Raw genomic sequence first — 20,431 nt, 5'->3', positions numbered from 1 at the left:
TTGGCCTGGTCGGCCAGGAGCTTCATCTCCGAGGCCACCACCGAGAAGCTGCGCCCGCTCTCGCCGGCCGCGGCCGCCTCGATGGCGGCGTTCAGCGCCAGCAGGTGCGTGCGCTCCGAGATGTCGTTGACGGTCTCGATGATGTCGCCGATCGTCTGGGTCTTCTCCGACAGGCTGACGATGTTGCCGGCCACCGCCTCCGCCTGCTCGCGGATCGCGTCCATGGCCTTGGCGGTGTCGGACACCGCGCGCAGGCCCTGGCGCGAGGTCTGGGCGGTGGCCTGGGCGGTGGCGATCACCTCGGTGGCGCGCTTGGAGATCTGCGCGCCCGAGTGGGTGATCTCGTCGACCGTGGCGGCCGTCTCCTGCACGGCGGCGAACTGCTGCTCGACCGAGGCGGCCTGCTCCTGCGCCGAGGCGCGGATCTCGGCCGCGGCCGCGTTCAGGTCCGCCGTCGCCGCCCGGTTCGTCCGCGCAAGGTCCGACAGACCCGAGACCATCGTGTTCAGCGTCGTGCTCAGACGACCCACTTCGCCGCCGGCGCGGACGTCGAGCGTGCTCGACAGGTCGCCCTCGCCGACCCTTCCCACGAAGCCCATCACCGCCACGAGAGGCCTGACGACGAGGCGGTTGATGGCGACCCCGATGCCCAGGCAGATCAGCAGCGTGATCAGCGTTCCGCCCCAGAGGGCGAGGCCCTCGTTGCGCTCGCTCCGCGCGACGCGCTCGGCCAGCGCGGCCCGAACCGCTCCTTCGAGACCCTCGATGGCCGCGAGCTTCTCGCGGAAGGTGTCGAACAGCCGCTTGCCCTGACCGTCCGCCTCGATCTTGACCGCCTCGTCACGCTTCGCCGGATCGGCCGCGATTCGCACGACGACCTCGCCGACCTCGGTCTGCCAGCTGCGGGCCGCGGCCACCGCGTCGGCCAAGAGGCGCGTCCGCTCGGGATCGTGGCCGATCAGGGTCCTGAGCCTGTCGATCGCCTCGTCCAGTGTCTGGCGCCCCGTGCGGTAGGGCTCCAGGCTGCCGTCGCGGCCCGTGATCAGGTAGCCGCGCAGTCCGGTCTCCTGATTGAGCATGGCCGCGCGGAAGCCGTCGAGGGCGCGGATCAGCTGGTTGGACCGGCTCCGGGCATCGGTCGCGTCCCGCAGCTGATCGGCCGTGATCAGGACCGCGCCGCTGGTCAGGACCGACACCAGGGCGATGACACCGATCGCACCGCCCAGGATGCGGTTGAGGCCCAGCGTTTGCGGCATCGTCTGCTTCATCCTACGCGGCCCCGCGGACGGCTCTGGCTGAGCCGCGACCGGGGCGCGCTCGCCTCTTAGCGCCGCCGCCCGGCGGATGCGAGCCGCAGCGCCGGGTGCCGGTGCGATATTTACGAGTTGTAAACCGACGAGCGACTTGTACTTGTGCAAGCGAGCGATTGTGTATGCATCTAAATAGCGAGAGCCGCAGTTTTCGATCGTAAAGGTTTCTCAGAGGGCGTTTGCGTCGCGCGAGATGTTGATTTCTTTCCTGATCGATACCGATCGCAAAGCGGATCCACTCGACGCGAACCTTCGCGCGCGGGCCCGCGTCGAGCAGCTCGACGTCGCGCTCCGTCTGGTTCCCTTCACGATTCTTGTGAGCCTCAGCGTCGTACAGGTCATCGTCTACCTGTTCTGGCAACCGGGCAACCGGGTCTACCTCGCCGGGCTCGAGGCGCTCGTCCTGCCCCTGGCGGTGGTCTCGCTCCAGCAGTGCTGGCGCTGGCGCTCCCGTCCGAAACCGCTCGAAGTGCCGTCCTCGTTCGTCCAGGGCGTGGTGCTGGCCGCCCAGGCCTACGGCCTCCTGCTGGCCTCCATCCCGGTCATGCTCTTCGCCGGGGCCGACGCGCACGGGCGGCTCCTGATCGCCTCCAGCATCGCGGGCCTGATCGCGACCGGCATGAGCGCGGCGGTGCTGCCCCGCGTCGCCATCGGCTATTCCGGCCTGATCATCCTCGGCTCGTTCATCGCCCTCGCGACGACCGGAGAGCCCTTCTACATCTACGTCGCGGTCCTGCTGTTCTTCTACGCGATCTTCATCTGCTTCACGATCGTGCATCTCAGCCGGCTGTTGACGATGCGGGTCATCGCGCAGATCGAGCTGGAACGGCAGCAGGAATTCACCCACCTCCTGCTCAACGAGTTCGAGGAGAGCGCTAGCGACTGGCTCTGGGAGACGGATGCCGACCTGCGCCTCCAGCACGTCTCGCCGCGCCTGATCGAGGTCGCCGGCTCCTCCGAGCGCCAGCTGATGGGCCTGCCGCTGGAGCGGCTGCTGCTGCCGCCGGTGGCACCGCCCAGGAGCCACTCGAGCACCACCCTGTGGGGCTGCATCGCCGAGCGGCGCGCGTTCCGGAACCTGCACCTGCAGCTCGACATCGCCGGCGAGCGGCGGACGTGGTGCCTCAGCGGTAAGCCGACCTTCAACCGGGCCGGTGCCTTCTCGGGCTATCGCGGCGTCGGCTCCGACGTGACCGAGAAGCGGCGCTCCGAGGAGCGGCTGTCGTATCTCGCCCTGCACGATTCCCTGACCGATCTGCCCAACCGGGTCCTGTTCCATCAGCTCCAGGAAACGGCGCGGGAACGGCTCGCGCAGGGGGACCGGTTCGCCGTGCTCGCCCTCGACCTCGACGAGTTCAAGAGCGTCAACGACACCTTCGGCCACGCGGCCGGCGACAGGCTCCTGAAATCGGTCGCCGAGCGGCTGCGGAGCTTCGAGGCGTCCGACGTCCAGCTCGCCCGTCTGGCGGGGGACGAGTTCGCGGTCCTCGCGACCGGACAGAGCGCCCGGGACCTGCACGGCATCGAGTCGCTCGCGAACGGCATCGTCGAGGCGCTCGCGTCGCCGTTCACCATCGACGGCATCCGGCTGACCGTCAGCGTCAGCATCGGGATCGCGATCGCCCCGCAGGACGGGTGCCAGGAGATCATGCGGCGGGCCGACCTCGCCCTCTACCGCATGAAGAGCGAGGGCCGGAACGGCTACCGCTTCTACGAAGCGGAGATGGACGAGCGGATCGAGGCGCGGCGCGCCCTGACGGCCGACCTGCGGGGCGCCCTCGATCGGGACGAGTTCGTCCTCTACTTCCAGCCGATCGTGGCGGCCAAGGAGTGCCGCGTGCGCGGCTTCGAGGCGCTGATCCGGTGGAAACATCCGGTGCGCGGCTTCGTCTCGCCCGGCGAGTTCATCCCGCTCGCCGAGGAGACCGGGGTGATCATACCGCTGGGCGAGTGGATCCTCCGCGAGGCCTGCCGGATCGCGGCGGGCTGGCCGGGGGATGTCCGCATCGCCGTCAACCTGTCCCCGCGGCAGTTCCGGCACTCGGACCTGACGCAACTGGTCCGCTCCGCGCTGCGCACGAGCGGGCTCGCCGCGCCGCGCCTGGAGCTCGAGGTGACCGAATCGGTGTTCTTGGAGGCCACGCCGGCGATCAACGCCACGCTCGCCAAGCTCCGCGAGATGGGCGTGCGGCTGTCCCTCGACGATTTCGGGACCGGCTACTCGAGCCTGAGCTACCTGCGCCGGATCGCCTTCGACAAGATCAAGATCGACCAGAGCTTCGTCCGCGACCTGCCGCAGGAGCGGAGCGCTGCGGCGATCGTGAACGCGATCATCGACATGGCGACGAGCCTCGACATGACGATCACCGCGGAGGGCGTCGAGACGGATGCCCAGCGCGCTTGCCTGCTGGAGCAGGGATGCCACGAGTTCCAGGGCTACCTGTTCAGCAAGCCGCTGCCGGCCGAGCAGGCCGCCGCGCTGGCGCGCAGCCGTCAACTCCTCCCGGCGGCGGTTCGGGCGGCGTGAGGCGCGATCAGACGCCGAGCGGCGCGACGCCGGTCGTGCCGCTCCCGCCCGCGACGGCGTGCGGGGACGTCTTCGGCCAGTAGGGCAGGAAGCCCTCGATGATCGCCCGCGGAATATCGAGCGGGCGATAGTGGACGGTGTCCACGAACATCAGCGACTGCTCGCCCCGGCCGAGGAGGCCGTTGACCTCGCTGTGGATCTCGTGCGCCAGGGTCACGAACTTCCTGTTGTGGCTCGCGATCGAGATGCGGACGGTGACCGGCTCGAACTCCATCGCCTCCCGGCGGAAGTCGTGCTGGAAGGACTTCGTCAGAATGTAGAAGTCTGTCGATTTCAGGTCGAAATCCGGCATGCAGATGTTGAAGAACAGCTCGCGGGCCTTGCCCACCCAGCGCACGTAATTGGCGAAGTAGACGTTCCCGACCGAGTTGGTGTCGTCGTAGGTCGGGATGAGGCGCAGGACGAACCAGTGCCCGTCGAACCCGTGCGACGCGACGGCGTCTGTCTGGTCCACCGCCACGGGCACCGGCGCCGCCCGCGGCGCCCGCTCCGCCGCCGGGATCAGCTCCGCGACCGGCGGCGGCGCGCGCCAGCCGAGGAGCTCGGCGATCATCGGGAGTGCGCCGATCAGGCCGATCAGCGGCGCGATGGCCAGCAGCGCCCAGCTCGGGGCCAGATAGCCCGTCACGAAGATCAGGCACGCCGTCGCCCCGATCATGGAGGTGAGAACCGGGTCGTAGCGGCGGGTCGCGCCGAGCGTCTCGCACACGAGACACGCCGCCGCCCCGACGAGGAGCGTGGCGAAGGGCATCATCAGGTAGAGGAGCGAGAGGTTCGCCCAGATCGCCGCCGCCGCTGTGGCGAGCGCGGCACCGAGGATCCAGACCGGCGACGCCACGAGGCCGGCCGGCACGAAGGCGAGGAGCGGGGAATTGCTGCGGGCCGTGACCGAGATTCCGAGCCAGCGCGTGGCGCTGTAGAAGCTGTCGATCGTGGTCGCGGCGGCGATCGCCGTCCAGATCACGAAGGCCACCGCGACGCCGGTCGCGGGTTCGCGCCCGATCGCCTGCGCCACGGCCGCGTAGGCTCCCGACAGGCCGTCGGACGAGACGACCGGCATGCCGAGCCCCGCCCGCGCGGCGATGAGCGCGTTGATCGTCAGGAGACCGAGGAAGAGGAGCGCGCCGGTCACGTAGGCCGCGCGCACCGATCCGCCCGAGCGCCGGATCTCGACCGCCCGCTGCCACTGCTGGATGTCCATCCAGGGGCCGAGCAGGAAGCCGACCAGCGAGGGGACGACGAGCCCGTAGAAGCGCTCGTCGAAGGCCTGCAGCGGGACGTCCCAGCCGTCCCGCTGCGCGGACAGACCGCCGAGCAGGATCACGCTCGCGGCAAGCCCGACCGCCAGCGCCCCGCAATGAACGATTCGGATCCCGCGCAGCGGGACGGCATGGCCGAGCGAGCAGGCGACGAGGACCAATGCGATCACGCCCACGGCGGCGTCGTGGCCGAACAGGGGAAGCCACGCGTAGGCCGCGAAGCCGAAGATCGTGATCGCGACGGCGAAGAACTGGGCACCCATGAACAGGAGCGCGTAGGGGCCCTGCACGGCGGCCACGATCGCGTCGAGATTCCGACGGGGCGCGCCGAGCATCCAGCCGAACAGGCCGAGACCGGTCGCGTTCGGCAAGGCGAAGGCAAGGAACCCGAGCCAGCCGTATGTCAGCGTGACATGGATCGCGTAGAAAAACCCGAGCCCCCAGAACCACGACAAAGCAATCGTAGGTGCCCAGGCCGCGGAGCGGATGAACTGGGAAGGCATTGTGGCTTCAAGCGCTCCGGACCTTAAGCTGCAATAGCGTATCAGATTCGTTTCGGGAATATGGCGAACCCAAAAGAAGGCGGATACAGGAAATTCAGTGAGGGAAAAGCATCGGGCTGCTCCGCCACGGCCGGCTATCCGAGGGCGCGCGTGTCCTACAGGCGCCCGCCATGGCGCCGAGGCCCGGGTGATCCGCCTAGTCGGCGAGCGTCTTCCGACCGTCGCGGACCAGATCGACGAAGTTGCACACCAGAGCGGCTTTCGCGGGCGACCACAGCGCGAAGACGTCGGCGCGGATGCGGGGTCCCTCGAGCGGCCTGTAGACCACGTCGGCATGCGCCAGCCGGGCGACGTATTCCGGGATGATGGCGATGCCCAGGCCGGATGCGACGAGGCTCGTCAATGAGGCCGCCTCGACGGCCTGATGGGTGATGGTGGGGACGAACCCGGCCTCGACGCAGCAATCCCAGAGATACTTGGCGAACAGCGAATCGGACATCCGGAGGAACACGAACCGCTCGTCGCGCAGGTCGGCGAGCCGGAGCCTGCCCTGCGCGAGACGGTGCCCCCTCGGAAGGACGACCTGCACGGTCTCGCTCCACGCGCGGACCCGGACCAGATCGGCATCCTGCGGCGGGGCTCGCAGGAAGCTGACGTCGGTCTGCCCCGCCTTCAGCATCGCGATCTGGCGATCCGGCGACATCTCGTGGATCCGGAGATCCACCGCGGGATAGACCTGCGCGAAATCCCGGATCGCGTGCCCGAGCGGCCCGGCGAGCATCGAGCCCGTCAGGCCGACATTGATGATGCCGGCGGTGCCCGCGCCGATCGCCCGGGCGCGCTCGACGGCCTCGGCGGCCCGCTCCAGGAGCCCGATCGCCTGAATGTGAAAGTCGTGACCGGCGCGCGTCAGCGCCACGCGCCGGGTCGTCCGCTCGAAGAGAGCCGTCCCGATCTCCGCCTCCAGATCGCGGATCTGCTGGCTGAGCGGCGGCTGCGCGACACCGAGGCTCTCCGCGGCGGCGGTGAAGCTCAGGTGCTTCGCCACAGCGACGAAGTAGCGGAGATGGCGCAGTTCCATGGGCGGATTAAAACTCTGAGGGTTTCAAACTAAATGAAATAGATATTTGACGTCTAGATCGTTCGGCACGATTTTGCCGTCGGGAAGGCTGAGCGGGCATCGCTTTGCACAATGCCGCCGCGCCGCGCGATCGGGCTCGACCGGACCCGCCCGTGAGAGGCGGGACGATCGCGGTCGGGTCGGGGCGAGCCTTCCGAGGGAGATCGCGATGAAGCGCTTGTTCGGGTCGCTGTTCGGGCAGGTTGTGGCCGCCCTGATGATCGGCATCCTCGTCGGCCGGCTCTGGCCCGACTTCGCCGTCACCCTCAAGCCGCTGGGCGACGTCTTCATCAAGCTCATCAAGATGGTGGTCGCGCCGCTGGTCTTCGGCGTCGTCGTGCACGGCATCGTCGGCGCGGGCGACCTCCGGAAGGTCGGTCGCGTCGGGCTCAAGTCCCTGATCTACTTCGAGGTGGTGACGACCATCGCGCTCGCGCTGGGACTCGTCCTCGCCTACGTGTTCGCGCCCGGTCACGGCATGAACGTCGATGTGGCGACCCTCGATGCCAAGTCGCTCACCAGCTACACCGACCGGGTCGGGCAGGTGACGGGCACCGTCGACTTCCTGATGAAGATCGTGCCGACGACCTTCGTCGACGCCTTCGCCAAGGGCGACATCCTCCAGGTTCTGCTCCTCGCGATCCTGTTCGGCGCCGGGCTCTCGCTCCTCGGCGAGCGCGGCAAGCCCCTGGCCGACAGCCTGGAGCGCATCACCGAGGTCCTGTTCCGGATCATCGGCTTCATCGTGCGGCTGGCGCCGCTCGGCGTGCTGGGCGCGGTCGCCTTCACGGTCGGGAAGTACGGCGTCGGGTCCCTGAAGCAGCTCAGCATGCTGGTGATGCTCTTCTACGCCGGCGTCGCGCTCTTCGTGGTCGTGGTGCTCGGCAGCATCATGCGGCTCGCGGGATTCAGCCTCTTCAAGCTGCTCGCCTACCTGCGCGAGGAGTTGACCGTCGTCGCCGGCACCGCCTCGTCGGACTGCGTGCTGCCGCAGGTCATGCGCAAGCTGGAGCGGCTCGGCATCAAGGAATCCACCGTCGGCCTCGTGATCCCGACCGGCTACTCCTTCAACCTCGACGCCTTCTCGCTCTACCTGACCCTCGCCACCGTGTTCATCGCCCAGGCGACCAACACGGACCTGTCCTTCGGCCACCTGATGCTGATCCTCGGCATCGCGCTCCTGACCTCCAAGGGCGCCCACGGCGTGCCCGGCTCGGCGATCGTCGTCCTCGCCGCCACGCTGTCGGCGGTGCCGGAGATCCCGGTGATCGGGCTGGTCCTCGTCCTATCGGTCGACTGGTTCGTCGGCATCGCCCGCGCCCTCGGGAACCTGATCGGCAACTGTGTCGCGACCGTCGTCATCGCCGCCTGGGAGGGCGACATCGACCGGGCGCGGGCCAACCGCGTCCTGAACGGCGAGGACACCACCGACACGGCGGAGATCCTCGAGGCACCCGTCGCCGAGCCGCGCACCGCGTGACCAGATCCCCGACAGACGTTTACAGCTTGAAATCGAATTCCGGAGACCGACCATGAGCGCTGGAGCCTACAACCCCCCGTGCGGTGGCCTACCCGGCCAGACGCGGCTGATGACCGGCCGCGCGGTGTTCACCGAGGCCTACGCGGTCATCCCCCACGGCGTGATGAGCGACATCGTCACCAGCCTCCTTCCGGGCTGGGACAGGACCCAGGCCTGGATCGTGGCCCGGCCGCTCTCGGGCTTCGCCGAGACCTTCGCCCAGTACCTCATGGAGGTCGCCCCCGGCGGCGGCAGCCAGGCCCCCGAGCCGGAGCCGCAGGCACAGGGCGTCCTGTTCGTGGTCGCCGGCACGGCCAGCCTCACCCTGGAGGGCGCGCGCCACGCCCTGCGGCCGGGCAGCTACGCCTACCTCGCCCCCGGGGCGGCCTGGGCCCTGCGCAACGACGGCGACGCGCCCGCGCGGTTCCACTGGATCCGCAAGGCCTACCAGCCCGCCGCCGGCCTCGACGCGCCGACGTCCTTCGTCACCCACGAGTCGGCGGTCGAGCCGGCCGGCATGGTCGGCACCGACGGCGCCTGGGCGACGACCCGCTTCGTCGCCTCCGACGACCTGCGCCACGACATGCACGTCAACATCGTCAGCATGCGCCCGGGCGCCTCGATCCCGTTCGAGGAGACCCACGTCATGGAGCACGGACTGTTCGTGCTGGAGGGCAAGGCGGTCTACCGGCTCAACCGCGATTGGGTCGAGGTCGAGGCGGGCGACTTCATGTGGCTGCGCGCCTTCTGCCCCCAGGCCTGCTACGCGGGCGGCCCGGGCCCGTTCCGGTACCTGCTGTACAAGGACGTCAACCGCCACCCGGCGCTGGCGCCGCGCGGGCTCGGCCGGTGAGCGCGGGCGCCCGCACGGTCGTCGCCCGGCCGCTGACGGCCGAGGCGTTCGCGCCGTTCGGCACGGTGATCGACGCCGCCGCGGTAGCGCCGCGGCCGATGAACGGCGGGATGGCGCGGCGCTTCCACGATCTGGCGGCGGTCGAGGTCGTGGGCGAGGGGTCGCGGGTGGTGATCGGGCTGGTCGAGGCGCAGCCCTACCCGGTGCCGCTGCGGCTCGGCCTGGTCGAGCGGCACCCGCTGGGCGCGCAGGCGTTCCTGCCGCTGAGCGCGGCGCCGTTCCTGGTGGTGGTCTGCTCGGACGCGGAGGGCCGTCCCGGTCCGCCCCAGGCCTTCGTGACTGCGCCGGGGCAGGGCATCTGCTACGCGCGCAACACGTGGCACGGGGTGCTGACGCCCTACGGCCAGCCGCAGGACTTCGTGGTGGTCGACCGCGGCGGCCCGGGCGTGAACCTCGAGGAACACACCTTCGAGGAACCCTGGACGGTGCATCTGCCCGGCCGGGACTGAGGCCGAGCGCGCCATCCGCTACGTCGCCGCGTCGCCACGGTCTCGCGCGGCCGGGGCCGCCTCCGGCCGCCCCGTATCAGCGGCGGCCGGATGCAATCATTCCCGGGGACGCGGCCGCGAAAGTCCGTTGACTGGCACCGGTCAGCGGCTATCGAGGCCGCAATCAGGAGTCCGCACCAACGCGGACCCGAGGAAACGCCGGGCCCTGCGCCCGCACCGGAAAGGCCGCCATGTCCCCGTACCGCACGCCCCTGTCCCGCCGCCGATTCCTGGCGACCGGCTCGACGGCCCTCATCGCCGGTACCGTGGCGGCCCCGCACGTGGCGCGGGCTCAGAAGGCGGAATTCACGTACAAGTACGCCAACAACCTGCCCGACACCCATCCGATGAACATCCGCGCCCGCGAGATGGCGGAGGCGCTGCGTACGGAGACCGGCGGCCGGTTCGACCTCAAGATCTTCCCCACGAGCCAGCTCGGCTCCGACACCGACACGCTCAGCCAGCTGCGCTCGGGCAGCGTCGAGTTCTTCACGATGTCGCCGCTGATCCTCTCGACGCTGGTGCCGAACGCGTCGATCAACGGTATCGGCTACGCCTTCCCGAGCTACGACGCCGTCTGGCCGGCCATGGACGGCGAGCTCGGCGCCTGGGTCCGCCAGCAGATCGCCAAGGCCGGCCTCGTCGCCATGGAGAAGATCTGGGACAACGGCTACCGCCAGACCACCTCGTCGACCAAGCCGATCGCCACGCCCGACGACTTCAAGGGCTTCCGGATCCGCGTCCCGGTCTCGCCGCTCTGGACCTCGATGTTCAAGGCCTTCGACGCGGCTCCCGCGTCGATCAACCTGAACGAGACCTACTCGGCCCTGCAGACCAAGATCGTCGAGGGCCAGGAGAACCCGCTGGCGGTGATTTCCACGACGAAGTTCTACGAGGTGCAGAAGTACTGCTCGCTCACCAACCACATGTGGGACGGGTACTGGTTCCTGGCGAACCGGCGCGCCTGGGAACGCCTGCCGGCGGACCTGCGCGAGACGGTGGCCCGCCACATCAACGCCGCCGGGATGAAGGAGCGGGCGGACGTCGCCCAGCTCAACGCAAATCTGCAGGCGGACCTGTCGAAGAACGGGATGGTCTTCAACAAGCCCGACCCGGAGCCCTTCCGCGACAAGCTGCGCAAGGCCGGTTTCTACGCCGAGTGGAAGGGCCGGTACGGCGACGAGGGCTGGTCGCTGCTCGAGAAGGCCTGCGGGAAGCTCACCTGATGAGCGCCGCGGGGGCGCCGCGCGGCGGGGTCGCGCCGTGCTCCCGGCGGGTGATGAATCTCGCCCATTTCCTGCGCCGCGCCGCGCGCCGGTTTCCGGACGCGGTGGGGCTCGCCTGGGGCGAGCGGCGCTGGACCTGGGCCGAGCTCGACGCCCGGGTCGACGCGATGGCGGCGGCGCTCGCCGCCCGTGGCGTGACCAAGGGTGATCGCGTCCTGGTCCAGGCGCGCAACAGCAACCAGCTGTTCGAGTCGATGTTCGTCTGCTTCCGGCTCGGCGCCGTCTGGGTGCCGGCCAATTTCCGGCAGACGCCCGCGGAGATCGCCTATCTTGCCCGTGCCAGCGGCGCCTCGACGCTGATCTGCGGCGCGGGTTTCCCGGAGCACGCCGCCGCGGTGCGCGAGGCCTGCCCGGACCTGGACCGCGTCGTGGCGATCGGCGACGCGGCCTTCGGGGCCGGCTACGACGCGCTCGTCGCAGACTATCTGGGCGCGGCCGCGCCCGTCGCCGATGTCGAGCACGACGATCCGTGCTGGTTCTTCTTCACCTCCGGCACGACGGGCCGCCCCAAGGCGGCGGTCCTGACCCACGGCCAGATGGCCTTCGTCATCACCAATCACCTCTGCGACCTGATGCCGGGCACGACGGAGGCCGACGCGTCCCTGGTCGTGGCGCCGCTCTCGCACGGCGCCGGCATCCACCAGCTCGCGCAGGTCGCGGCCGGCACCAAGACGGTGCTGACCGCGGGCGAGCGGCTCGATCCCGAGGAGGTCTGGGCTCTCATCGAGGCGTGGCGCGTCACGAACCTCTTCACCGTGCCGACCATCGTCAAGCTGCTGACCGAGCACCCCGCGGTGTCGACGCACGACCATTCCAGCCTGCGCCACGTCATCTACGCGGGCGCGCCGATGTACCGGGCGGACCAGCAGCACGCGCTGCGGGTGCTCGGGCCGGTGCTGGTGCAATACTTCGGCCTCGGCGAGGTGACGGGCAACATCACCGTGCTGCCGCCCCGCCTGCACGCGGCCGAGGACGGGCCGGACGTCAAGGTCGGCACCTGCGGGTTCGAGCGCACCGGCATGCAGGTCCAGATCCAGGACACGGAGGGCCGCGAGTGCCCGCCGGGCGCCACCGGCGAGATCTGCGTCTGCGGCCCGGCCGTGTTCGCGGGCTACTACGACAATCCGGAGGCCAACGCGGCGGCGTTCCGCGACGGCTGGTTCCGGACCGGCGATCTCGGCCATCTCGATGCCGAGGGCTTCCTGTTCATCACCGGGCGCGCCTCGGACATGTACATCTCCGGCGGCTCGAACGTGTACCCGCGCGAGATCGAGGAGAAGCTCCTCACGCATCCGGCGATCACCGAGGCCGCGATCCTCGGCGTGCCGGATCCCGCCTGGGGCGAGGTCGGCGTCGCGGTCTGCGTCGCGCGTCCCGGGACCGCGGTGGAGGAGGGGGAACTGATCGCGTGGCTGTCGGCGACCGTCGCTCGTTACAAGCTGCCTCGGCGCGTGTTCTTCTGGGAGGCCCTGCCGAAATCCGGCTACGGCAAGGTGACGAAGCGCGCGATCCGCGAGGGACTTGAGGCGCGGGGCGACCTGCCCTTCGACGGGCAGGCGAGGCCGCAGGCCCGATAGGGCTGTCGCGATCCCATCCGGTTGATGCGGCGCCCCGTCTTTGCGAGCGGAGCGAAGCAATCCAGTCAGCGCCAACATCTCAGTGGACGCGCCGCCCTGGATCGCTTCACTTCGCTCTCGAGGACGCCAGCGGCGGAATCGGCCTCCATATGCGGGATGCGGTTTCAGCGAGCCGCGTCGACCTAAGGGGTCCGATTGGTGGCAGACATTCCGAGCGGAAAGTCGGGCCGATCCACATCCCTCCGCGCACATCATGATCTCGTTGCATGACAGCTCCGAGATGCAGACCCTGACATGTGCTCGGAGCCGCGCGCATATTGCAGTGCAGCACGCCGGGCCCCCGCCCGGCCCGGACCGGGATCTCGGCACCATGACAACCCTCGCGAATTTCGTCAGCCGACTCGAGGGTGCAGTGCGGCGCGCCGCGGCCGAACGCTACGCCGAGCAGCGCGAGCGGATCGCGCGGACCGGCGGTGCCGGCATGATCTGATCGCGCGCGGCGCGTCCCCGCGGTGGAGATTGTCAGAGGAAGCCGATCGAGAACCAGGGGACGAGGATGATGGCGAGCAGCCCGATCAGCAGGGCCACGATGTAGCCGACGATCGGGCGCATCCCGGCATCGGGATGGATCCGGCTGATGGCGCAGGCCGCGTAGTAGCCGACGCCGAAGGGCGGGGCGAACAGGCCGATGCCCATCGCGAGGATGACCACCATGGCGTAGTGGACCTCGTGGACCCCGACTGCCCGCGCGATCGGGAACAGCAGCGGCCCGAACAGCACGATCGCCGGTATGCCCTCCAGCACCGAGCCCAGGATGATGAAGGCGAAGGCCGAGACGAACAGGAACCCGAGCGCACCGCCCGGAAGGCCCTTCATCACCTCGGCGAGCGTCTGCGAGAATCCCGACTGCGTCAGTGCCCAGGCCATCCCGGTGGCCGCACCGATGATCAGCAGGATCGCCCCCGACAGGGTCGCGGTGGTCACCAGCATCGGGTAGAGCCGCCGCCACTCGAACTGACGGTAGATCAGCAGGCCGGCCAGCGCCGCGTAGACGATGCCGATGGTCGAGACCTCGGTGGCGGTGGCGATGCCCTCGACCACGGCGAAGCGGATCACGAACGGCAGCGCCAGCGCCGGGATCGCCACCAGGAAGGCGCGGCCGATGACCAGGCCGGACGGCCTGGCGACGTGGCTGAGGTCTTCGCGGCGGTAGCGCCACCAGACCAGCGCGCACAGCGTCGCGGCGAGGACGAGGCCCGGCATCAGGCCGCCGGTGAACAGGGCGGTGATCGACACGCCGGTGACCGAGCCGATGGTGATCAGCACGATCGAGGGCGGGATCGTCTCGGTCTGCGCGCCCGTGGTGGCGAGCAGGGCCACGAGGTCGCCCTCCTTGGCGCCGCGGGCCTTCATCTCGGGAAACAGCACGGGCGCGACGGCGGCCATGTCGGCGGCCTTGGAGCCGGAGATGCCCGAGACGAGGTACATGGCCCCGACCAGCACGTAGTGCAGGCCGCCGCGGACGTGGCCGAGCAGCGAGGCCAGGAAGCCGACCATGGCCTTGGCCATGCCGGTCATCTCGATCAGCAGACCGAGGAACACGAACAGCGGCACGGCGAGGAGGATGAGGTGGCTCATGCCCTCGTCCATGCGACCGACCACCACCATCGACGGGGCGTCGGTGGTCAGCGTGATGTAGGCGAAGGTCGACAGGCCGAACGCGAAGGCGATCGGCACGCCGGAGAAGACCAGCGCGCCGACACCGACGACGAAGAACAGCAGCAGGTTGAGGTTCCCGAGGTTGGCGAGCCACGGCTGCAGCGCCAGGAGCGCGGCGGCAACACCGCCCCCCAGGATCAGCGCCCCCACGGTCAGTTTCCAGTCGGCGGTCTCCAGGAGTCGGATCAGCGCCACGATCAGCATGAGGCCGAGGCCGATCGGCAGGGCGGCGGCGCGCCACGCGTTGTTCAGCTCCAGCGCCGGCGTCTGCACGAAGGTCTCCTCGCTGGCGAACTCGAAGGCCGGCTCCAGCAGCAGGGCGACGAAGATCAGGCCGGCGACCAGGGCGACCGTCTCCAGGAAGGCGCGCAGGCGCGGGCCGCTCATGGCCACGAAAGCGGTCATGCGCATGTGCTCGGCGCGCCGGAAGGCGACCACGGCGCCGAGCATGGCGAGCCACAGGAACAGGATCGAGGCGAGCTCGTCCGACCAGATGATGGGATCGCGGAACACGTAGCGGCTGACGACACCGGCGAGCAGCACCCCGATCTCGGCCAGCACCAGCAGGGCGGCCGGGATCTCCACGAGGTGGCCGAGCCCGGCATCCACCCGGCGCAGCCAGCCGCGGGCGCGCAGCGGCGGTCCCGAAAATTCTATCCCCGCCGTCGACTCGACGGCCGCAACATCGATCTGCATGGCGCCCTCCGTCGGGGCCGCTCCCGATGCCGCTGGCGGCGGGATCGACCCCACATGCGTCTTCGCGTGTGTCTTGCGGTGCGTCTCGGCGCGCCTTCGTTCTCCGATACCGTTATCCGATCCTGCGGAAAACGGTCCCGGTCAGTTTGCCCGACGCATCCTCACGATGCGACCGCGCCCCGTCGCCGTACTTCGTTTTCCAGTCCTTGTGGAATCTCTGCCGTTCAGCGGCGCGCAGACCTGCGCCAGCAGGTCGGCCGGCTCGCGGATGCGGGCCGCCCGAGCGGGTCGCGGAGCGGCGTGACAGTTTCCTAACCCAGCGGCATCCGCACCAAATTTTCGCTGCGGGGCGGTCCTGAGACGATGTCGGCGACGAACGCCTCGGTGATGAGGCGGGCAGGGTTCATGCCGGCGGCGAGCCGCAACCCGAATCCGGATGGGCGCTCAGGAATCGCGCCAGCCGCAGCGCCACGAGGTCGAAGACGCGGTTCGACTCGGCGGAGGCGCGCCCGACATGGTCGCACGACGCCTCTCCGGCAGGGGTCCGCGGGATGCCCTGACCCACCTGCTCGAACAGAACGACGCCCAGCGTCTCGTCCGTCCTGCGCGATGCCCGACTGACCGCGCTCGGGGGAGAGGTTGGACGGCGGAGAGGGGTACGGACGGCCTCATCCGGAACAGGATAGGCCGCGACCGGTGCCGCTGGGATCGGGCCCGGGCCGGCGATACGCCGGTCGCGGCGCGCCGAGATCAGGCCGACCGGTGGCCGCGGACCCGGACCGGCGCGGCGACCGGGACGATCTTGCCCTGCTGGGCAACCTCGCAGAGGACCGCCACCATCGCGTCGGCCTGCGTCTCGAGGTCGGGCGGCCCGACATCGTCGCGCGTGTTGCGCCAGGCGATGAAGATGCAGGCCAGGATGGCCGACGCGCTGGCTGCCAGGGGTGCGATGATCAGCGCGGCGAGGGCGCTCACCGGCGCCAGGATCGTGGCTGTCGCGAGACCGCTGACGATGGCTGCGGCTATCAAGACGATCATCGGAGCCTCGCCCGATCTGCGTGGCCGGATCCCGTGCCCGTCCACCGTCCTAGGATCACGTCACAAAGGTTTACGCTTCGTTAACGGGAAGCTTCCATCCGCTAATTCCGCGGCAGCTGTCCCGCCGATTGCTTGACGATCGCCCGTTCAGCGCCCGCGAGGACAGGTCGGGGCGCGGATTCGTGCCCCCGGCTCCGGTCAGCCGGGTCGCGCAACACGACGAGCTGCGCCGTGGCCGGCCCGATCGCGGACGCCGGCACGCCGGTGGCGCCGGACTGTGCGGAGACTGTTCACGCCTTCGTGAGGTTACGCGCTGCAATCCGCTCGCGCAGCGTGTCGACCACATGCCCAGATGTGTTCAAACTGATACGATCGGATCAGGCCTAGTACAGGGCGATCCCTTGCTGCTCAGGGTTGGGCAATGATAGCTCTTGCGCGCCCGGCGTGTAGGAATTCTGTCTCCAATGGCCATCGATGTTCGAGCTGTCGCGCGCCTGCGCGAGATCGCAGCCGTCATTGGCTGTCCGGTCGAGGCCTTCTACGGACCGGATGGCGAGGCCGTCGACCTCGGCATGACGCACGAACTCTTTCACCTCTGGCACGCGATACAGGATCCGAATGCGCGTCAGCGCGTCCTGAACAGCGCGCGGCGTGAGGCTCTCGGCGACGCGGTCCCCGGGACGGCCGCCGAATAGCCGCCGCGCCGTCAGCGCCCCTGTGCGATCCAGCCCAGGACCGTCGCGCAGCGCTCGGCCTGCTCGCGGGTCAATCCCGACGCGACGGCGGCGCCGTTGCGGTAGACCACGAAGGTCCCGTCGTCGGTCGCGCGGATCTTGACGGACGCCATCACTCGGCTCCCGAAGTGAGAGTCCGGAGCTGGGAGAGGCCGGCAGCGGTGATCTGCCAGACCGCCACCGGACAACCCGGACCCTCGTGCGGGTCGATCCGCCGGAGATGGCCGGTGCTCTCGAGCGCCGTCAGCCGGCTGTGGTCGCCGGGCCAGGACGCGTCCGCCCTCTGACGGATCGTGATCTGGTAATCCCGTGCCTCCGCTGCCTTGTTGAGGAGACGGCGCTGGTGGTTCACTCGCATCGGCACTCCGGCTCAGCTCGGGTCGGTACGCAGTAACTACGGACAGGCTGGCCGATACGGTTAAGCTTGGCAACCCCGCGGTCGCAACGGGCTCTGGATCGTCCTGTCCAGAGGGCGGGCGGCGGGAGGGCCGCCTTGCCGCGTGGATTCTCCGCGGCGCTCCCTCGAGCCGGGGCGGTTGCCGGCGCGACGTCGGCTTCGGATGCCGGGCTCCACGATCGCGGGCGCGTACATAGAGAAAGGCCGACCGGGTTGCCCCGGCCGGCCTCTGTCGCTTCGCGGTGCGTGTCGCTTACCGCAGGAGCTGGAGGACGCCCTGCTGGGCTGAGTTGGCCAGCGACAGGGCCGAGATGCCCATCGACTGGCGGGTCGACAGCGCCTGCGAGTTGGCCGCCTCCTGGTTCAGGTCGGCGTTGGTCAGGTTGGCCGAGCCCGTCTGCAGCACGTTGATCAGCTGCTTGGAGAAGTCCTGGCGGTTCTGAACCACCGACAGGTTCGAGCCCAGGGAGCTCGCCGCGGAGGTCAGCGAGTTGCCGGCGCTGGTCAGGGTCGCCAGGGTCTTGTTGACGTCCGAGTTCAGCAGGAAGTTGCCGAGGCCGTTCTGGCTCGACGAGTTGTTCGAGCTGGTGATCGACGACAGGCCGAGACCGCTCGCCGTGGCGTCGACCGAGGCGACGTTGAGGGTCGAGCTGCCGGTGTCGTTGAACTTGATGTTCAGGTCATTGCCCTTGCCGGCAATGAGGTTGACGCCGTTGTAGCTGGCGTCGCCGGCGAGCTGCGTGATCTGGTTGAGCAGGTTGTTGTACTGGTTGGCCAGCGAGGCGCGCTGCGTCACGCCCGAGATCGACAGGTCGCTGGACACGACGGTGCTGGCGGCGGTGCCGTAGGTCGAGGCGGTGGTGGCCGAGGCGGTGAAGCCGAGCGCCGTCTGGCTGCCCGAGTTCTGGAATTCCACGTCCGCCTGGGCGTTCAGGACGATCTTGGTGCCGGTGCTGTCGACCGAGAAGATCGCGCCGGCGCCGAACGAGCCGCTCGAAGAGGTCGAGGCCGAGCTGACCGCAGAGTTCAGGGCCGCGACCGTGGCGCTGATGCTGGAGGAGGCGGCGACCGTGGCCGAGACCGAGGTACCGTTGATCGTCATGAGCACCGTCTGGGAGGCGGTGCTGGCGCTGTAGGCGTTGGCGGCGGTGCCGGTGGTCGAGAGCTGGGTCGAGAGCGCCTGGTTGGCGATCGACTTGGCCTGGTCCACGAGCTTCTGGATCGAGGTGATGCCCTGGTTGGCGGCCTGGATCGACTGGATGCCGTTGGAGACGCCGTCGAGGAGCGAGTTCAGGCTCGAGGAGCGTCCGTCGAGGGCCTGGGAGGTGAAGAAGTTGGTCGGGTTGTCGAGGGCGGAGTTGACGGTCTTGCCGGTCGCGAGCCGGTTCTGGGTGGTCGCCATCAGCTGGGCGGTGTCCTGCAGCGAGAGCAGGTTCTGACGCGTGGCGGCCGACAGGGTGATCGAGGACATAGGTCTTATCTTTCTGATTTGATGCACCCGTTTCTCGGGTACGCCAGTAATCGTCCTCCAAACGTTTCGCGGGGGTTAAATCAATTGCCGACTCCCAGTGTGTCCGAAGTGATCGTTAATGAATCGATCCTTGAGGCGCTAAGTATTTACGGATCGCGGAGTGTGTTCAAGATCCATTAACCATCCGCAGCCATAAGCTGTGACGCAAACCAAGTCTGTCGCGCCTGCCCGACCGGGGCCGATCCGGTTCGGTCGGCGCGGCGGGTGCGGGACGCACCTTGCAGGGAGCTCAGATGTGATCGCTCAAGCGTCCGGTGATGTTGGCGCCGCGACCCCTTCCGCGTCGCCGAAGTTGCCCCATGTGGCGATCGCGATCCCCTGCGGGACCATGGTCCACGCGGACTTCGCCGTGAGCCTCGGATCGATGATGCACTCGCTCGGCGAGATGCCGATGTCGATCGTCGTCGGGAAGTCGTCGATCGTCGCCGATGCCCGCAACCTCGGCCTCGAATACGCGCAGAAGTACGGGGCGGAGTACGTCCTGTTCATCGACAGCGACATGACCTTCCCGAAGGACGCACTCCTCAAGCTCCTCGTGCGGCAGGTCGACATCATCGGCGCGACCTATTCCCGCCGCACCGCCCCGTTCCACTTCCTGGGCGACATCCTCCCGGAGCAGCCGGCCGACGCGCCGAAGGGTCTGCTGGAGATGTCCCGGATCCCGACCGGCTTCCTGCTGATCAAGTCCACGGTCTTCGAGAAGCTGAAGAAGCCCTATTTCCGCTTCCGCGTCGACGAGGAAGCGGGCGTGAACATCGGTGAGGACTTCGACTTCAGCGACCGGGCACGCGCCGCCGGCTTCCGGATCTGGTGCGATCCGTATCTCAGCAAGGAGCTCGGCCATATCGGTGAGCAATCCTTCAAGCTCTGACAGCGTGCCGCGCCGCGGCGCGCGACGCTCGACACGGTGAGGCGTGGGAATGAGGATCGCGATCATCACGCCGTCGAGGCTCAAACCCTCGACCCTGGCCGGAAAGGCCGGCCAGTACTTTTTGGAGCACGCGATCGCGAGCGCCAACGCCCAGGAGCTCGATCGGCCGGCGACGATCCACTTCTTCGTCGGGATCGACCCCGGGATCGAGATCCCGGCGCGGCTCGCCGCGCACCCGCAAGTCACCTTCGCGCGCGGCCCGCAGAGGGGCCAGATCCCCGCGCTGAACGCCGCCATCGGCGCCGTCGACGACAGCTGGGACCTCGTCGGCTTCCTCGAGGACGACGATCACTGGCTGCCCGCCTATCTGGGCTTCGCGCTGAGGGCCCTCGAGAGCTTCGATTTCGTCTCCTCGACGCAGCTCGAGACCGACGAGGCCGGTGAGGTGGTGCGGATCAACGACTTCGCGACGCCTTCGGGCTGGCTGATGCGGCGGACGACCTTCGCACAGGTCGGCGCGATCAGCCCGGCCGCGAAGTGGCACTACGACAACGAGTGGCTCGGCCGCCTCGCCGAGACCGGCCTGCGCCGCGCCCACCTCGTCGAGGCGACGGCGCCCGTCACGCTGCAGGACGCGATCCAGGTCCGTCCGTGGCTCGCCAACGTCCTGCGCAACGGCGGCCCCAACGTGCAGCTCGTGCGGCACGGTTTCGTCCTGCCGCTGGTGTGCCGCCTCGTGCATCCGGGCTCCGGGACCTCGGATGTCGGCTCGGGCGGCACCTCCAAGGCCGAGAGCAACGCCGAGTACCAGCGGCTGGTCGACCGCTTCGGTCGCATCCCCTGGTGAAGGCGCCGGGTGGAGCACCCGACGCCCGCAGCCCCC

At 69.1% G+C, this 20,431-nt stretch carries 17 protein-coding genes; 9 read left to right on the top strand and 8 right to left on the bottom strand.

The window, feature by feature from the left end; genetic code table 11:
* Positions 1–1,256: methyl-accepting chemotaxis protein (locus tag ACQKQD_RS31770; protein ID WP_427510655.1), on the bottom strand; the 1,256-nt coding region annotated here is incomplete at its 3' end.
* 247 nt (positions 1,257–1,503) lie between these two features.
* On the opposite strand from ACQKQD_RS31770, the gene ACQKQD_RS31765 reads away from it, so the two are divergent.
* Positions 1,504–3,837, top strand: coding sequence for a putative bifunctional diguanylate cyclase/phosphodiesterase (locus ACQKQD_RS31765; RefSeq protein ID WP_100253816.1), 2,334 nt, complete (start codon positions 1,504–1,506; stop codon positions 3,835–3,837).
* A gap of 7 nt (positions 3,838–3,844) precedes the next feature.
* On the opposite strand, the gene ACQKQD_RS31760 is transcribed toward ACQKQD_RS31765, so the two are convergent.
* Complete coding sequence (locus ACQKQD_RS31760) at positions 3,845–5,659, bottom strand: acyl-CoA thioesterase (RefSeq protein ID WP_427510654.1); 1,815 nt, start codon at positions 5,657–5,659, stop codon at positions 3,845–3,847.
* 196 nt (positions 5,660–5,855) lie between these two features.
* On the bottom strand, positions 5,856–6,740 hold the full coding sequence (locus ACQKQD_RS31755; protein WP_427510653.1) for a LysR family transcriptional regulator: 885 nt from the start codon (positions 6,738–6,740) through the stop codon (positions 5,856–5,858).
* Between the two features lie 208 nt (positions 6,741–6,948).
* On the opposite strand from ACQKQD_RS31755, the gene ACQKQD_RS31750 reads away from it, so the two are divergent.
* The 5 genes from ACQKQD_RS31750 (at position 6,949) to ACQKQD_RS31730 (ending at position 12,562) form a co-directional block, all read left to right on the top strand.
* Positions 6,949–8,259 (top strand): dicarboxylate/amino acid:cation symporter, encoded by a 1,311-nt coding sequence (locus ACQKQD_RS31750; RefSeq protein ID WP_427510652.1) that lies wholly within the window; start codon positions 6,949–6,951, stop codon positions 8,257–8,259.
* Between the two features lie 52 nt (positions 8,260–8,311).
* Positions 8,312–9,151: a bifunctional allantoicase/(S)-ureidoglycine aminohydrolase gene (locus ACQKQD_RS31745; RefSeq protein ID WP_026604998.1), complete on the top strand. Its 840-nt coding sequence runs from the start codon at positions 8,312–8,314 to the stop codon at positions 9,149–9,151.
* On the top strand, positions 9,148–9,660 hold the full coding sequence (locus ACQKQD_RS31740; protein ID WP_427510651.1) for an ureidoglycolate lyase: 513 nt from the start codon (positions 9,148–9,150) through the stop codon (positions 9,658–9,660). Before ACQKQD_RS31745 ends, ACQKQD_RS31740 begins: the two co-directional genes overlap by 4 nt.
* A gap of 230 nt (positions 9,661–9,890) precedes the next feature.
* Positions 9,891–10,925, top strand: coding sequence for a TRAP transporter substrate-binding protein (locus ACQKQD_RS31735; protein ID WP_020093576.1), 1,035 nt, complete (start codon positions 9,891–9,893; stop codon positions 10,923–10,925).
* A complete protein-coding gene (locus ACQKQD_RS31730) occupies positions 10,925–12,562 on the top strand; it encodes an acyl-CoA synthetase (RefSeq protein WP_427510650.1) in 1,638 nt (545 codons plus the stop codon). Before ACQKQD_RS31735 ends, ACQKQD_RS31730 begins: the two co-directional genes overlap by 1 nt.
* Positions 12,563–13,084: 522 nt before the next feature.
* Here the strand turns inward: ACQKQD_RS31730 and ACQKQD_RS31725 are convergent.
* Both ACQKQD_RS31725 and ACQKQD_RS31720 read right to left on the bottom strand, forming a co-directional pair.
* A complete protein-coding gene (locus ACQKQD_RS31725) occupies positions 13,085–14,977 on the bottom strand; it encodes a TRAP transporter large permease subunit (RefSeq protein WP_427510649.1) in 1,893 nt (630 codons plus the stop codon).
* A gap of 750 nt (positions 14,978–15,727) precedes the next feature.
* Positions 15,728–16,015: a hypothetical protein gene (locus tag ACQKQD_RS31720; RefSeq protein WP_020093581.1), complete on the bottom strand. Its 288-nt coding sequence runs from the start codon at positions 16,013–16,015 to the stop codon at positions 15,728–15,730.
* Positions 16,016–16,479: 464 nt separating this feature from the next.
* Here ACQKQD_RS31720 and ACQKQD_RS31715 point away from each other — a divergent pair, with 464 nt between their 5' ends.
* Positions 16,480–16,710, top strand: a complete 231-nt coding sequence (locus ACQKQD_RS31715; RefSeq protein WP_020093582.1) for a hypothetical protein — start codon at positions 16,480–16,482, stop codon at positions 16,708–16,710.
* 11 nt (positions 16,711–16,721) lie between these two features.
* On the opposite strand, the gene ACQKQD_RS31710 is transcribed toward ACQKQD_RS31715, so the two are convergent.
* From ACQKQD_RS31710 to ACQKQD_RS31700, 3 genes are all read right to left on the bottom strand, one after another.
* On the bottom strand, positions 16,722–16,862 hold the full coding sequence (locus tag ACQKQD_RS31710; protein ID WP_012319948.1) for a hypothetical protein: 141 nt from the start codon (positions 16,860–16,862) through the stop codon (positions 16,722–16,724).
* A complete protein-coding gene (locus ACQKQD_RS31705) occupies positions 16,862–17,107 on the bottom strand; it encodes a hypothetical protein (RefSeq protein WP_427510648.1) in 246 nt (81 codons plus the stop codon). Before ACQKQD_RS31705 ends, ACQKQD_RS31710 begins: the two co-directional genes overlap by 1 nt.
* A 292-nt stretch (positions 17,108–17,399) precedes the next feature.
* Positions 17,400–18,617, bottom strand: coding sequence for a flagellin (locus ACQKQD_RS31700; RefSeq protein ID WP_042670618.1), 1,218 nt, complete (start codon positions 18,615–18,617; stop codon positions 17,400–17,402).
* A gap of 361 nt (positions 18,618–18,978) precedes the next feature.
* Here ACQKQD_RS31700 and ACQKQD_RS31695 point away from each other — a divergent pair, with 361 nt between their 5' ends.
* Both ACQKQD_RS31695 and ACQKQD_RS31690 read left to right on the top strand, forming a co-directional pair.
* Positions 18,979–19,548 carry a glycosyltransferase family 2 protein gene (locus ACQKQD_RS31695; RefSeq protein WP_020093585.1) on the top strand — a complete coding sequence of 190 codons (570 nt, stop codon included), beginning with the start codon at positions 18,979–18,981 and terminating at the stop codon, positions 19,546–19,548.
* A 49-nt stretch (positions 19,549–19,597) separates the two neighbouring features.
* On the top strand, positions 19,598–20,395 hold the full coding sequence (locus tag ACQKQD_RS31690) for a glycosyltransferase family 2 protein (RefSeq protein WP_205833792.1): 798 nt from the start codon (positions 19,598–19,600) through the stop codon (positions 20,393–20,395).
* Positions 20,396–20,431: the final 36 nt, after the last annotated feature.

The sequence above is a fragment of the Methylobacterium sp. NPDC080182 genome (assembly GCF_050281105.1).
Lineage (GTDB): Bacteria > Pseudomonadota > Alphaproteobacteria > Rhizobiales > Beijerinckiaceae > Methylobacterium.
Note: the sequence above shows the minus strand (reverse complement) of the source record. Positions and strands in the feature narration are given on the sequence as shown.

What these genes read in the sequence shown, in the direction of transcription:
- ACQKQD_RS31765 (WP_100253816.1), top strand. Translation starts at nt 1,504, where the DNA reads ATGTTGATTTCTTTCCTGATCGATACCGATCGCAAAGCGGATCCACTC.
- ACQKQD_RS31760 (WP_427510654.1), bottom strand. Translation starts at nt 5,659, where the DNA reads ATGCCTTCCCAGTTCATCCGCTCCGCGGCCTGGGCACCTACGATTGCT.
- ACQKQD_RS31755 (WP_427510653.1), bottom strand. Translation starts at nt 6,740, where the DNA reads ATGGAACTGCGCCATCTCCGCTACTTCGTCGCTGTGGCGAAGCACCTG.
- ACQKQD_RS31750 (WP_427510652.1), top strand. Translation starts at nt 6,949, where the DNA reads ATGAAGCGCTTGTTCGGGTCGCTGTTCGGGCAGGTTGTGGCCGCCCTG.
- ACQKQD_RS31745 (WP_026604998.1), top strand. Translation starts at nt 8,312, where the DNA reads ATGAGCGCTGGAGCCTACAACCCCCCGTGCGGTGGCCTACCCGGCCAG.
- ACQKQD_RS31735 (WP_020093576.1), top strand. Translation starts at nt 9,891, where the DNA reads ATGTCCCCGTACCGCACGCCCCTGTCCCGCCGCCGATTCCTGGCGACC.
- ACQKQD_RS31730 (WP_427510650.1), top strand. Translation starts at nt 10,925, where the DNA reads ATGAGCGCCGCGGGGGCGCCGCGCGGCGGGGTCGCGCCGTGCTCCCGG.
- ACQKQD_RS31725 (WP_427510649.1), bottom strand. Translation starts at nt 14,977, where the DNA reads ATGCAGATCGATGTTGCGGCCGTCGAGTCGACGGCGGGGATAGAATTT.
- ACQKQD_RS31720 (WP_020093581.1), bottom strand. Translation starts at nt 16,015, where the DNA reads ATGATCGTCTTGATAGCCGCAGCCATCGTCAGCGGTCTCGCGACAGCC.
- ACQKQD_RS31715 (WP_020093582.1), top strand. Translation starts at nt 16,480, where the DNA reads ATGGCCATCGATGTTCGAGCTGTCGCGCGCCTGCGCGAGATCGCAGCC.
- ACQKQD_RS31710 (WP_012319948.1), bottom strand. Translation starts at nt 16,862, where the DNA reads ATGGCGTCCGTCAAGATCCGCGCGACCGACGACGGGACCTTCGTGGTC.
- ACQKQD_RS31705 (WP_427510648.1), bottom strand. Translation starts at nt 17,107, where the DNA reads ATGCGAGTGAACCACCAGCGCCGTCTCCTCAACAAGGCAGCGGAGGCA.
- ACQKQD_RS31700 (WP_042670618.1), bottom strand. Translation starts at nt 18,617, where the DNA reads ATGTCCTCGATCACCCTGTCGGCCGCCACGCGTCAGAACCTGCTCTCG.
- ACQKQD_RS31690 (WP_205833792.1), top strand. Translation starts at nt 19,598, where the DNA reads ATGAGGATCGCGATCATCACGCCGTCGAGGCTCAAACCCTCGACCCTG.